The following is a 13,226-nucleotide window of genomic DNA, read 5'->3' on the forward strand; positions in this document are numbered from 1 at the left end:
AGCGATTATCACACAATTTGTATATTAATGTATGCATTTAGAGATATATTATAAAAAAGTAAAAACATATAGAAAAAAGCCCTTTTCAGAGAAAAAGGCATAAAAAAACAGCTGATTTTGTTAAAAATCAACTGTTTCAAATATCATACTTATGTGTTCATAATAGCACACGATTGTAAATAAATATATATAAATAAAAAAGCATCACAAACATATAACAGTTACTATTTTAATGTCTATCTCTTCTTTTTGCAAGACTTTAATAGACTTTTTTATTATAAAATGGGAATTCCCTTTTTTTACTGTCTTTGCGTATCGCTTACATAATCAAAAAAGACAGCTCTACACTGTCTCATAAATCTACAATCGCTTCTCAAAATTCCCACTTACATTCATCCCTTCATTGAAGATTACAAATGCATGAGGATCATGTTTGTATATGATTTTTTTTATTTGGCTAATTTCATATTTATTAATGACAGTGACCATGATATAAGTATCTGTCTTTGTATAAGCCCCAGCACCTTTCCAAAAGGTAACACCTCGACCGGTCTCTCTTAAGATATCATCTTGAATCTGATCTTGTTTAGAGAAAATCATACAAGTAATATTAATATTTTGATAATGTGTTTTATCTACTACTAATGAAAAACAAGCCATATAAATAATAGAATAAATGGCTGTAGATACATCAAATAATACAGCACATCCGATATATACAAAAGCATTGACGATCAAGGATAGCTTTCCGACGGAAAAATTGGAAAACTTCTTTGTAAAATAGACTCCGAGAATATCTAATCCTCCCCCACTTCCACTGCTTCTTAATGCCAATCCTATCCCAAAACCACCAATCAAACCACCAATCACACAACTAGCCAAAACATCATCTAAGATAGGTGTCGAAGGAATCATGATCAATGAAAAAGATATTGTCTGTACGATAACACATAGCAATGTTTTGATAAAAAACTTTCTAGAGATACTTTTATATGCCATGATGAACAATGGAATATTGATGATAAAGTTGATGATACCGGCGATATCGAATTGTTTAGGAATTTGTATAGAACCAATGGTTTCCATGATGGTACGAAGGATCTGTGCGATACCTACGATACCACCACTATATAGATCAAGGGGTACAATAAATAAATTCACACTTAACGCAAATAAAAAACCACCTAAGATGACCCCTGCAAACTGCTGAACCTCTTTTTTTGTCATGCTTTATTCTCCTCTTATGTTCTTTAGAAATTTTATCATAGAAAAAAGACAAGCGCAATGACTTGTCTTCATATGATATCAGTTCAATGAAAGTCTTATATTAACCTCAGGATATCACTCTTTCGCATTCTCCTTCGATATGTCGAATCACACATGTAGAATCATAATGCAGGGTGCCATTACAGCTGATAGTGTCCACGACACAATGACTTTCAAGATAAATATCCGTAGCTGATATGGAATGACAGGTGATATTACATGCCTTTAATACCGTACATTCTATATTATTTGCTCGATTCATCTTTGTTTGTAAGCTTTTCCCAAAACTTCCAAAGCCCATAAAACTTAGGAAACGATTGCTGTAATTGATGGTGATTTCATCACCGAATAAATCATTAAAATTGATACAGCCTTCTACTTCGATACGATCAGCATTCACTTCATCATCATTATTCAAAATCCCCTCAATTACGATTTCATCTGCGTAGATTTTTTGTTTCTCTGTTTTCATGACACCTTCCACATCTAATCGTTTTACCTTGACATCACCCTTACCTGTGAAGACACCTTCTACATCCATTACATTTCCTTCTAGGTTACCAAGTGCTTTACAAGTACCTTCTACCTCTAGCTTATCAAATTTGATATCTCCTAGAATTTTACCAACACCTTCGATAGTTACCTTGTGATAACATCCTTCTGATACGGAGCCAATGGCTTCAATGGAAATATTGTTTGCTTGATTAAAAAAATTTGTAGTCATAGTAATGTACCTTCTTTCTGAATAAAATTCTAAGTCCCGATAAAATGCAAGTCATTGCGATAATGATCGTCCATGAAAGATGGAAACCTATCCATCCATTGGCATCAGCTAATAAATAAAGCCCTAACAGTAAGAAAAAGCAACTGGATAAATGTAGATTATTTTTTACGATGCAAGATATCGCCGGTAGAATGAGGAAGAAGCTCCACCATCCCGGGAAGAATATGGTGAAATCCCACAACAATAGCTGATCTCCCAAATACCCAATTCCGATAGCTAACAACAAACAACCTAACATGATACGATCAATATGATATTTTAAGTTCATTTTTTCATCTCCTCGTCAAATGTAAAGTGGAATACATCCTTATATTTCATTTTCATTGCATTACTGAATTCTCCTAGATGAACTTCATTCTTTATGTGGATACGTTCATCTAAATAGAGGTCTCTTTGTTTCTTATCCACTGTGCCTTCGCTCAGGAATAAGGTATATAGCCCATGATTGATTTCCAGTAACAGCATACGATGCTCGATATTTGTCATTGCTTCCATATGAGCCATCATATGGTGAATCAGTTCCTTCATTTCATCTGCATGAATGCCTTCTTTTAATCTCCATTCACTGAGAACCATCATCACCAAAACCTCTACAAAAGTGAATTCATCCTTTTCCATCGCATCCATAAAACTTGCGGCTACTTCAATATCGATTTCTTCGAATTGCTCTAAATCTTCTTCACAAAACTTACGATTGGTAATTTCGGGGGATAGCATATTGGCTAGCTCTTCTAAGGAATACTGATCTTTCAGTTGTTGAATGGCATGAATACGATTCAGTATTTTTTCTTTTGGGAAATAAGTCTCTTGTCCGGTAAAGGTGGACTTTTTCACAAACCAAGATTCAGGAATCAATCCTTCTCTTTTCCAACGATAAAGTTGACCATAGGAAATCCCTGTTTCCTTTAATAGATCCTTCTTTGATATATCCATATTCTTCCTTCTTTCGTAACAATGTTTTATTACATAAACATCATAACAGAACATTGTTCTATTGTAAATAGAAAATATCTTTATTTTTCTACTTTCTTTGTTTTTTAAGAAGAAAGGGATTACATATCTGACAATGGCGATGGAATGTAAAAATTTAAAGTAAATCTATTGACCGTCGGTCATTATCGAGGTAAACTAGAAAAGTATAAGCTAAAAGGAAGTGTTATGATTACATGGAAACCTGTAGTAAACGAAACCGAATCCAACTTGCTGCGATGCAGCTGTTTCAGGAACAGGGAGTAGAGACCACCTCAGTAAATGATATCGTAAAAAAAGCAAATGTCGCAAAAGGAACCTTTTATGTATATTATAAGGATAAGAAGGAATTGATTTCCCAGATCCTTACAAAGAAACAAGGATGTCTTTTGAATGAATTATTAAATGTATCCTATGAGCGGTCTTTCAAGGATGGTTCCAATTGGTTGATGGCGTTTCTAGAGGAAACCATTGCATATTATGAAGAGCATCCCGATGTCCTTCGTATGATACAAAAAAACATCGCAGTGGTTATGGATACATGTGAACACCGAGATTTGGTGTTAAATGAAATCGAACGACTGGATGAATTACTAGAGCTTTTAAAAAAGGATAAGGAATCCAAGAAGCAAACACTAAATCGTTTTTTGATGATGTTACAAATGACTGGGTTTTCTTGTTTCAATGCCATCTTTTATGAATTACCGGATACGTTGGAACAAATCAAACCGATTTTATTAGAAACCGTCGAAAAACTATGCAAATAAGGAGGTTGACCTATGACCTATAAATTAGGAATTGATGTTGGTTCTACAACTTTAAAGGCAGTTGTATTGAATGATAGAGATGAAATTATCTATAAAAGTTATGAACGCCATAAATCCAAAGTACGTGAAATGAGCGTTGAAAAAATAGAAGAGTTAAAAGAAATGCTAAAGGATCAGGAAATTGCTTTGGCAATCACAGGGAGTGCCGGTTTAGGTGTCGCAGATGATGGAGGCTTCCCTTTTGTACAAGAAGTATTTGCAACTGCTCAGGCAGTGAAAAAGTATTATCCTAGAACCGATGTTGTTATAGAGCTAGGTGGAGAGGATGCGAAAATCATCTTTTTAAAGGGTTCTTTGGAAGAACGTATGAATTCTACTTGTGCCGGTGGTACTGGTGCATTCATTGATCAAATGGCATCTTTATTGGATGTGGATCTGGAAACGATGGATCAGCTTTCCCTACAGCATACAAAGCTTTATCCGATTGCATCACGTTGTGGTGTCTTTGCGAAAAGCGATGTTCAGCCATTGATCAATCAGGGTGTTGAAAAAAGTAATCTGGCAGCCAGTATTTTTCAAGCTGTTGTAGATCAAAGTATCGCCGGTCTTGCACAAGGAAGAAACATTGAAGGAAATGTATTATTTCTGGGTGGTCCTTTACACTTTTTAAAAGGATTACAGGAACGTTTTGTCGAAACCTTACATTTATCTACAGGCAATGCCAATTTTCCTGATCTTGCGCCTTATTTTGTGGCATTAGGTAGTGCGGTATATGCAGGAAATGAAACAAAGACCTACACTTATGATGAAGTCTTATCCAACATGAAGAAAATGGCAGAAAAGAAAACGGAAAATGTCGGGTTACCGCCTTTATTTGCGAATGATCAAGAGTATTTAGATTTTAAAGAACGTCATCATCATGCAAGTGTTGCTCGTGGCGATATCACACAATATCAAGGGAAGGCTTACCTTGGTATAGATGCTGGTTCTACAACAACAAAATTGGTATTGATCGATGAAGATGATAACATCTTATATGAAAGTTATACCAATAACCTAGGAAATCCTGTGGATGTCATAAAAAAAGAAATGTTAAACATTTATGATCAAATAGAAGATCGTATTCAGATCGCACAATGTGCCGTAACCGGGTATGGTGAAGAATTGATCAAGCATGCATTTCGTTTAGACATCGGAGTTGTAGAAACCATTGCTCACTATACAGCCGCAAAACATTTTAACCCTAATGTAGATTTCATTATTGATATCGGTGGTCAGGATATGAAATGTTTTAGAATCAAGGATCACACCATTGATGATATTTTGTTGAATGAAGCTTGTAGTAGTGGATGTGGTAGTTTTATTGAAACGTTTGCGAAAAGTATGGGTTATGATATTCAAGAATTTGCGACAATGGGACTTGCGGGAAAACATCCTGTTGATTTAGGAACACGTTGTACGGTATTCATGAATTCCAGTGTGAAACAAGCACAGAAGAATGGCGCAAGCATGGAAGATATTTCTGCCGGTCTTTGTATGAGTGTAGTGAAAAACGCATTATATAAGGTCATACGTGCAAAAAGTGCGGATGATATAGGAAAAGAAATTGTTGTACAAGGTGGTACCTTTTTAAATGATACCGTGTTAAGAAGCTTTGAATTAGAGCTTGGAAGAAATGTCATTCGTCCTGGAATTGCTCATTTGATGGGAGCCTATGGTGCAGCTCTTTTAGCAAAAGAAAAAGCAATAAAACCTAGTACCATTCTAACAAAAGAAGCAGTACAGACATTCACACATTCCTCACAAGCAATCAATTGCGGACTTTGTACCAACCATTGTAATCTAACCATCAATACCTTTGCGGATGGATCCAAACATATCGCAGGTAATAAATGTGAGCGCCCGATTAGCGGAAAAGCAAACAAAGATAAGCTTCCTAATTTATATGAATATAAGTATCAAAAGCTACGTGAATTAAAGAGTCAAAAAGGGTTTAGAGGAAAAATCGGCATTCCTTTGGTCTTAAATATGTTTGATACGCTCCCATTCTGGCATGCCTTCTTTACTACATTAGGTTATGAAGTCGTATTAAGTGATCGAAGTAGTAAGCAATTATATGCAATGGGTCAACACACCATCAGTTCTGATACCATTTGTTATCCGGCAAAGCTTGTCCATGGTCATATTCAGTCTTTATTGGACAAAGGCCTTCACACGATCTTCTATCCTTGCATGTCCTATAATATGGATGAAACCATGAGTGACAATTATTTTAACTGCCCTGTGGTTGCTTATTATCCTGAAGTGATCGAAGGTAATATGGAAGTCGGTGACATTGACTTCATGTATCCGTATTTGTATATGAATGATCCTAAGACCTTTGAGAAAAAGATCCGACTTTATTTTGAAGAACGTGGAATGGATATTTCCAAGCATGAGCTGTCTATGGCTTGTAAAAACGCTTATGAAGCTTATGAGAACTTTAAATCCGATATCCTAAAGAAAGGTGAAGAGGCTTTACAGTTTGCGAAAGATCATCACCGTAAAGCAATCGTCCTTGCAGGGCGACCTTACCATATCGATCCACAAATCAATCATGGTATCGATCGACTGCTTACCAATCTTGGCTTTGTGGTCATCAGTGAAGATGCTATCGCCAAACAACCTACCAGACCTTCGATCCATGTGCTTAACCAATGGACATTCCATGCTAGAATGTACAATGCAGCACAGTTTGTGACAACGCAAAAAAATATGGAATTGATTCAATTGGTGAGCTTTGGTTGTGGTATTGATGCCATTACTGGAGATGAGGTCAAAGATATTTTACGTAACAATGATAAATTATATACCCAGATTAAAATCGATGAGGTGGATAATCTAGGCGCAATCAAGATCCGATGTCGTTCTTTGTTAGCGGCAATGGAAGAGAGGGAGGAAGCATAATGGAACGTATAGAATTTACAAAAGAAATGAGAAAAACGCATAAGGTATTAATTCCCATGATGTTGCCTATCCATTTCCAGTTCTTAAAAAATATCCTATTAAAAGAAGGATATCAGGTAGAGCTATTAGAAACAAGTGGTCAACAAATCATTGATGAAGGGTTGAAAAATGTTCACAATGATACCTGTTATCCTGCCCTATTGGTCATTGGTCAAATGATCGATGCTTTGAAAAGCGGCAATTATGATATGGATCATGTTGCCCTTGCGATCACACAGACCGGTGGTGGATGTCGTGCCAGCAATTATATCCATCTATTAAGAAAAGCATTGGTACAAGCAGGCTTTCCTCAAGTTCCTGTCATTTCTGTGAATTTCTCAAAATTAGAAAAAAACAGTGGCTTTTCCCTAACTCCTAAAATGTTGATCAAAATCATGTATGGCTTTCTTTATGCAGATACCATGATGTGGATCAAGAATCAAGTGAAACCTTATGAACTTGAAAAAGGGAAAACAGATGCATTGGTAGATCAATGGATCCATACCATCACAAAACAATTTGATTCTATGAAATTTTTACAAATGAAGAAAAATTATCGTTCTATGTTACAAGAATTTGCGAACATCACACGCAGTGAACAAGAAAAGATACGTGTGGGTATCGTTGGCGAGATTTATATGAAATACGCCCCATTAGGAAATAATCAACTTGAGGATTTTTTGATGCAGGAAGGCTGTGAACCAGTGGTAAGTGGTGTCATGGATTTTGGCTTGTACTGTTTGGAAAACTCCAATATTGATCATCAATACTATGATCGTAACAAAAAAAGCTACCAACTTGTAAGAGTAGCCGCAAAATACATCCAGCATATTCAAAACATTGCCATTAAAGCAATCAAAGAGGAAGGTAGCTTCCGTGCTCCTGATACGTTTGATGAAATCATTGAGGCTAGTGAAGGAGTCATCAATCGTGGAAGTAAAATGGGAGAAGGTTGGCTTTTAACAAGCGAAATGGTCGCCCTTGTAAAAAGCGGAGTAGATAACATCGTATGTTGTCAACCATTTGGTTGTTTACCAAATCATATCGTCGCAAAAGGTATGATGAGGAAAATAAAAAACCTATATCCACAAGCAAATATCGTAGCGGTAGATTATGATCCTAGTGCTACCAAAGTCAATCAGGAAAACAGATTGAAATTGATGTTATCCAATGCTCGCTTAAATGATTCCTTTAAAAAACAAGAAGAAGTCAAAGAAAAAGAACAATTAGAGCGCAAAGCACATTACGCATATACACAAAGATAAGCAAAAAAACACCCGATGTTTGGGTGTTTTCTTTTACCATTATCTAGTAAGCTGTGCTATTTTATTTAATACTGCATCATAATCCGGTTCATTGGTGATTTCAGAAACATATTCCACATATTGAAGAATATTGTTTTCATCAACTACGAAGACTGCTCTGGTCAATAAATTTAATTCATCGATGATCGTTCCGGTTAATTGTCCAAAACTTTGATATTTATAATCACTCGTTGTAACGATATTATCATTTTCTTTTGCTTGGCACCAACGATCCAAAGCGAACGGAAGATCCATGCTAATTGCATAGCAAGTCAGTTTTTGATCACCTTGGAAATATTGCATAAACTTCGCAACTTCCATAGAACATACGCCTGTATCTAAAGATGGTACTGACAGAAATACACGAATGCCCTTTGTATCATCGCTTTTTATTTCGCTTAAATCGTTTTTCACAATAGTGAAAGATGGTAACGTATCATTTACGTTTAATCTTTTATGTCTTAAATGAACTTCTTTTCCTTGAAATGTAATCATGTTCATAACCTCCTGTCTTTTGACATGTTTAGTATATGCCATGAAGTTAGATGAATGCAACTAACTTGCTCAACAGGAAGAATTTTTAATGATATCATTGATCTTTTGATAACAAGATACTTACAATACCACACATAATGCCACCTAAGGGAAATAAGACCCAAGAGATGGACCATGCATTCCATACAAAGCTCCATAAAAGATACATTGCGAATGTGATCATCATGATGCATCCACACCATTTACCGATACGCTGATCACTTTCATTCACAACCTGTTTTGATAATTCTGTTTTTTCTATTTTACTTTTTTGCATACCGCAATAAACAAAGATACCTACCGCAATTGTGATCAATGTCATAAAGAAGCCATTCGCAAAAGGTTCTTCTAAGATTTCTTCCAGCATCAGATAAGCAAAGACACCAAATAAAATCAAACCGACACCGATGACCATTCCGATTTGAAAGTGTTTATGAATACGATCCTTTTCATACTCATCATAGATGTTTTGTGGAATCTGTTGATATTTCTTTTGAAAGTGACTATGACTGATTCCATAATAAACGAAAATCATAACAGCGATCATCACAAAAAACATAAAGATCATATCTGCCATATATTCATCTCTTCCGATGAAGATTGCTTCCATATAACAATAACTTGCTGCTCCAAACAGAATCAGCATCACACCCAACGTCATCATTTTACTCATTTGATTTTCATGCTTATCGTATACATCTTTATGAAGCAAGCCTTGTTCCTTAACTTCTCCATACAGCAGATCATCTATCTTGCATTGAAATAGCTCACATAATTGCATGAGTTTATCTAATTCGGGATATGCACTTCCATTTTCCCATTTACTTACAGATTGCCTTGAAATATTTAATTGCTCGGCCAGTTCTTCTTGCGACATTCCCCTTTGCTTTCTTAATTCTCTCAGATTTTCTTCAAATTTCATCTCTATCACCTCGCTTATATTGTATAAAATCACATAGATTTTCACTACCAACTTTGATTAGCGTTTTGTATTTCTTTGTCAACCATAGGTTGCAAAGCCTTTATTTAGGTGATTTTTTGACTATTCATCGATTTGCCAGTCGATTGGCGTAAAGCCATGTTCCTTCAAAAAAGCATTGGCTTTTGAAAAATGTCTACAACCAAAGAAGCCATAATCTGCACTATATGGACTTGGATGAGAACATGATAAGATCAAGTGTTGAGGATTTGTAATGAGTGTCATCTTCGCTTTTGCATTCTTTCCCCATAACAAGAACACAATAGGCTCCTTTCTTTCATTCAACTTTCTTATGATTTCATCTGTTAAGATCTCCCATCCTTTTCCTGCATGCGAATTGGCTTGTCCTCTTCGCACTGTCAATACGGTATTCAACAGTAAGACACCTTCTGTTGTCCATTTTGTCAATTCTCCATGAGATGGTATGTGGCATCCCACATCTTGTTTCAATTCTTGAAATATATTTTGTAGACTAGGTGGTGGTGTCACGCCTTTTTTCACAGAAAAACATAATCCATGTGCTTGATTAGGACCATGATATGGATCTTGACCTAAAATCACAACCTTTACCTTATGATAAGGAGTATATTTTAACGCATTAAAGATATCGTACATATCCGGATATACAGTTTGTGTTTGATATTCATGTGCGATAAAATTACGCAGTTTTCTATAATATTCTTTTTGAAATTCTCCCTCTAGGATCAGATCCCAGTCATTACCTATATTTACCATTTTTATCACCTAATTTATTGTATCTCAAATAGGATAAAAAGGAAATCATTTTATAACAATAAAAAAAGATCTAGCGCCTAAGCGTTTGATCTTTACCTATCTATTCTCCTGAAATTGCTAATTCATGAAATAGGATCGATGGTGCACCAATACCAGTATAAGACATGTTACCATCATTTCCAACCATATCAATATGATTCATTGCTTCCATAAAATTACCGGCTACTGTAATCAAATTGATTGGCTTGACAATAGCTCCGTTTTCTACATAAAAGCCATTTGCCTGTAACGAAAATTCTGTACTTACGGCATTTAATCCTGCATGAAGACTGGTGATTCCAGTAATGATTACACCTTTTTGTAAGGATTTTACCATATCTTCGTAGTTGCTTTCGCCATTTTGAATATAGAAATTGGTAGGTGATATTCCAACATTGCTTGCATAACCACTCTTGAATCCATTACCTGTAGAGTTTGTATGCATTAGCTTTGCACTTTTCAAATTATGCAAATAAGTGGTTAACACTCCTTGATTTACAATTACCTTCGTTTTACAAGCAACGCCTTCATCATCAAAAGCAAAGCTACTTTGTCCATCCTCCATCAAAGGATCATCTATGATAGTGATTTTTTCATCAAATACCTGTTTTCCTAAGGAATCCTTTAAAATAGAAATACCTTTATGAGCATTTTCTCCATCAAACAACCCACATAACGCTTGTAAAAGAGAAATCATGGTATCATGATGCATGATCACTGGATAATTTCCACTGGCGATTTGTGTAGCGTGTAATTTATCTGTCACTTTTTTGACTATACGAGTGGCAAATGCATCAACATCAATATCACTATCATCTTTGATACAGATCCAATCGTAATCGCTCTTCACGTCCTCTTGATCTTTCGCTAATACCTCAGCGACGATCATACTATAAGACATGTTGTCACTTAAAGATAAGCCTTTGCTGTTTGTAATATTTCTTGTTACATCACTTTCAGAATAGCTACATCCCATAACCTGGGAAATTCTTTCATCTTTATCTAAGATTGCTTGTTCGATTTCTTTTAATACTTGTATTTTTTCTTCACTGCTTTTTTGCTTAAATTGATGTTCTCTTTGTGTGATTTCAGGATAAGAATCATCTCCGGCATATAGCTCTACTTCATCCTCACTTGTGATATTTTCCGCATGATCTTTGATCTGCCTCAAAGCATATTCCATATTTGCATCACTTGCATCTTCTAAGTAACAGATTCCCATCTTTCCTTGATAGATACCTCTGACTGCGATACCATCACATTCACTGATCGTAAAACCATCTACCTTATGATCATACACTTGAATACTAGTAGAGGAAGACTTTTGTTCATAAATTTCAAAATCACTAATACCTTCGGCTATGGCTTTTTCCATCCAAATTTGTTTATTCATTGTCATTACCTCCATCCTTACCGCCAACGATCATACTGCTGACACGAATTGCAGGCTGTCCTACATCAGTAGGAATCGATCCACTACTTGCGCCACACATTCCTTGTGCACACAATAAGTTTTTTCCGACCTTATCGATCTTCATAAGTGTATCTGCACCATTTCCAATTAAGGTTGCCCCTTTGACTGGTTTTGTGATCTTTCCATCTTGAATCAAATAAGCTTCTCTTACAGAGAAATTATAATCTCCGGTACTTGGATCAACACTTCCGCCACCCATCGTTTTGGCATAAAGACCATATTTGATATCCAACATATCCTCAAATTCATCTTCTCCCGGCGCAATAAATGTATTGGTCATTCTAGACACAGTTTCCCATTTATAAGATTCTCTTCTTGAACTACTTGTACTTGGTAGTCCCATTCTTCGACCATTTAATGTATCGATCAAATAGCTTTTTAATACACCATTTTCAATTAATACATTACGTTTACAGAAGTTTCCTTCATCATCGATGTTGGCACTTCCCCATGCATTCGGGATAGTCCCGTCATCAATTGCGGTTACGCAATCACTTGCAATCTTTTGTCCTAACTTTCCACAAAAAACAGACTGGTTCTTTGCGACAGCTGCAGCTTCTAAGGAATGACCACAAGCTTCATGAAAGATAACACCACCAAAACCATTATCAATGATGACCGGCATCACACCGCTTGGACAATCATCTGCATAAAGCATCGTTTTCGCTATTCTTGCGGCTTCTGTTCCAATATCTGCTGGATCATGTTGTTCATAAAATTCCATTCCCATATGTCCACCTGGAGAACAGCTACCTGTTTCTACCAAAGCACCATCTTCCGCAATGACATTGACTGCCATTCTTGTTCTTACTCGTACATCCTGAATATAGCGTCCTTGCGAATTAGAAATTGCGACATGCTGTTCATCATCTAAATAATTGATCATAACTTTTTTGACGACAGGATCATAGTTCATCGCCGCATCATTGGCTTTTTTCATCAAAGCGATCTTCGTTTTCGCATCGCTCTTTTGTGGATACATCTTGATGACATGCTTATTTTCATAGGAAACCTCGACCAATGGCTTTGGTTCCACCTTGACATCTTCATGTATCGCTTGTGCCAAATTTCTTGCTGTTTTGATTAAGTTTTCTTCACTGGTATCATTGGTATAAGCATAAAAGGATTCTACATCATGATAAATTCTTAATCCAACACCATAACGTATTCCACCATTGGCACTTTCCACGACTCCATTTAACATAGCATAACGTGTGCTATAATTTGTTTCCTCAAAGATTTCCGCAAAATCTCCACCCGTTGTCAATGCTTCTTTTAATACTTTTTGTAAAAGCGTTTTTGTTAACATCCATCTCACCTCTATCGTTCATTATACTATGATTTGTAAGTGGAAACAATGAAAATAATCCCCCAAATGATTTCATGTCGG

The 13,226-nt window shown here is 36.0% G+C and carries 12 protein-coding genes; 3 read left to right on the forward strand and 9 right to left on the reverse strand.

Going from position 1 to position 13,226, the window contains the following annotated elements; genetic code table 11:
• Window positions 1-360: 360 nt before the first annotated feature.
• The 4 genes from UGRO018_RS09565 to UGRO018_RS09580 form a co-directional block, all read right to left on the reverse strand.
• On the reverse strand, window positions 361-1,227 hold the full coding sequence (locus UGRO018_RS09565; protein WP_416326256.1) for a YitT family protein: 867 nt from the start codon (window positions 1,225-1,227) through the stop codon (window positions 361-363).
• A 106-nt stretch (window positions 1,228-1,333) separates the two neighbouring features.
• Window positions 1,334-1,990 carry a hypothetical protein gene (locus UGRO018_RS09570; RefSeq protein ID WP_416326257.1) on the reverse strand — a complete coding sequence of 219 codons (657 nt, stop codon included), beginning with the start codon at window positions 1,988-1,990 and terminating at the stop codon, window positions 1,334-1,336.
• A complete protein-coding gene (locus UGRO018_RS09575; RefSeq protein WP_416326258.1) occupies window positions 1,971-2,318 on the reverse strand; it encodes a LiaF transmembrane domain-containing protein in 348 nt (115 codons plus the stop codon). The genes UGRO018_RS09570 and UGRO018_RS09575 overlap by 20 nt, the downstream gene beginning before the upstream one ends.
• On the reverse strand, window positions 2,315-2,983 hold the full coding sequence (locus tag UGRO018_RS09580; RefSeq protein ID WP_416326259.1) for a DUF4004 family protein: 669 nt from the start codon (window positions 2,981-2,983) through the stop codon (window positions 2,315-2,317). The genes UGRO018_RS09575 and UGRO018_RS09580 overlap by 4 nt, the downstream gene beginning before the upstream one ends.
• 233 nt (window positions 2,984-3,216) lie before the next feature.
• Here UGRO018_RS09580 and UGRO018_RS09585 point away from each other — a divergent pair, with 233 nt between their 5' ends.
• From UGRO018_RS09585 to UGRO018_RS09595, 3 genes are read left to right on the forward strand one after another with little or no spacing between them, the layout of a single operon-like run.
• A complete protein-coding gene (locus UGRO018_RS09585; RefSeq protein ID WP_416326260.1) occupies window positions 3,217-3,786 on the forward strand; it encodes a TetR/AcrR family transcriptional regulator in 570 nt (189 codons plus the stop codon).
• Window positions 3,787-3,798: 12 nt separating this feature from the next.
• Window positions 3,799-6,732, forward strand: a complete 2,934-nt coding sequence (locus UGRO018_RS09590; RefSeq protein WP_416326261.1) for an acyl-CoA dehydratase activase-related protein — start codon at window positions 3,799-3,801, stop codon at window positions 6,730-6,732.
• Window positions 6,732-8,036, forward strand: a complete 1,305-nt coding sequence (locus UGRO018_RS09595) for a 2-hydroxyglutaryl-CoA dehydratase (RefSeq protein ID WP_416326262.1) — start codon at window positions 6,732-6,734, stop codon at window positions 8,034-8,036. The genes UGRO018_RS09590 and UGRO018_RS09595 overlap by 1 nt, the downstream gene beginning before the upstream one ends.
• Before the next feature lie 39 nt (window positions 8,037-8,075).
• On the opposite strand, the gene tpx is transcribed toward UGRO018_RS09595, so the two are convergent.
• The 5 genes from tpx to UGRO018_RS09620 all read right to left on the reverse strand — a co-directional run bounded on the left by tpx (window position 8,076) and on the right by UGRO018_RS09620 (window position 13,145).
• On the reverse strand, window positions 8,076-8,570 hold the full coding sequence (gene tpx, locus UGRO018_RS09600; RefSeq protein ID WP_416326263.1) for a thiol peroxidase: 495 nt from the start codon (window positions 8,568-8,570) through the stop codon (window positions 8,076-8,078).
• 94 nt (window positions 8,571-8,664) lie between these two features.
• Window positions 8,665-9,531, reverse strand: coding sequence for a helix-turn-helix transcriptional regulator (locus UGRO018_RS09605; RefSeq protein WP_416326264.1), 867 nt, complete (start codon window positions 9,529-9,531; stop codon window positions 8,665-8,667).
• Window positions 9,532-9,651: 120 nt separating this feature from the next.
• A complete protein-coding gene (locus UGRO018_RS09610) occupies window positions 9,652-10,323 on the reverse strand; it encodes a uracil-DNA glycosylase (RefSeq protein ID WP_416326265.1) in 672 nt (223 codons plus the stop codon).
• 100 nt (window positions 10,324-10,423) lie between these two features.
• Window positions 10,424-11,755: a TldD/PmbA family protein gene (locus UGRO018_RS09615; RefSeq protein ID WP_416326266.1), complete on the reverse strand. Its 1,332-nt coding sequence runs from the start codon at window positions 11,753-11,755 to the stop codon at window positions 10,424-10,426.
• A complete protein-coding gene (locus UGRO018_RS09620; RefSeq protein ID WP_416326267.1) occupies window positions 11,748-13,145 on the reverse strand; it encodes a TldD/PmbA family protein in 1,398 nt (465 codons plus the stop codon). The genes UGRO018_RS09615 and UGRO018_RS09620 overlap by 8 nt, the downstream gene beginning before the upstream one ends.
• Between the last annotated feature and the right edge of the window lie 81 nt (window positions 13,146-13,226).

Origin of the sequence: Hoskinsella mucinilytica, from assembly GCF_045223415.1 — a bacterium.
In the GTDB taxonomy this organism is placed as follows: Bacteria; Bacillota_I; Bacilli_A; order Erysipelotrichales; family Erysipelotrichaceae; genus Hoskinsella; species Hoskinsella mucinilytica.

Coding starts and splice junctions, on each gene's coding strand:
- UGRO018_RS09565 (WP_416326256.1), bottom strand. CDS start 1,227: ATGACAAAAAAAGAGGTTCAGCAGTTTGCAGGGGTCATCTTAGGTGGT.
- UGRO018_RS09610 (WP_416326265.1), bottom strand. CDS start 10,323: ATGGTAAATATAGGTAATGACTGGGATCTGATCCTAGAGGGAGAATTT.
- UGRO018_RS09615 (WP_416326266.1), bottom strand. CDS start 11,755: ATGAATAAACAAATTTGGATGGAAAAAGCCATAGCCGAAGGTATTAGT.
- UGRO018_RS09620 (WP_416326267.1), bottom strand. CDS start 13,145: ATGTTAACAAAAACGCTTTTACAAAAAGTATTAAAAGAAGCATTGACA.
- UGRO018_RS09580 (WP_416326259.1), bottom strand. CDS start 2,983: ATGGATATATCAAAGAAGGATCTATTAAAGGAAACAGGGATTTCCTAT.
- UGRO018_RS09575 (WP_416326258.1), bottom strand. CDS start 2,318: ATGAACTTAAAATATCATATTGATCGTATCATGTTAGGTTGTTTGTTG.
- UGRO018_RS09585 (WP_416326260.1), top strand. CDS start 3,217: ATGGAAACCTGTAGTAAACGAAACCGAATCCAACTTGCTGCGATGCAG.
- UGRO018_RS09570 (WP_416326257.1), bottom strand. CDS start 1,990: ATGACTACAAATTTTTTTAATCAAGCAAACAATATTTCCATTGAAGCC.
- UGRO018_RS09590 (WP_416326261.1), top strand. CDS start 3,799: ATGACCTATAAATTAGGAATTGATGTTGGTTCTACAACTTTAAAGGCA.
- UGRO018_RS09595 (WP_416326262.1), top strand. CDS start 6,732: ATGGAACGTATAGAATTTACAAAAGAAATGAGAAAAACGCATAAGGTA.
- tpx (WP_416326263.1), bottom strand. CDS start 8,570: ATGATTACATTTCAAGGAAAAGAAGTTCATTTAAGACATAAAAGATTA.
- UGRO018_RS09605 (WP_416326264.1), bottom strand. CDS start 9,531: ATGAAATTTGAAGAAAATCTGAGAGAATTAAGAAAGCAAAGGGGAATG.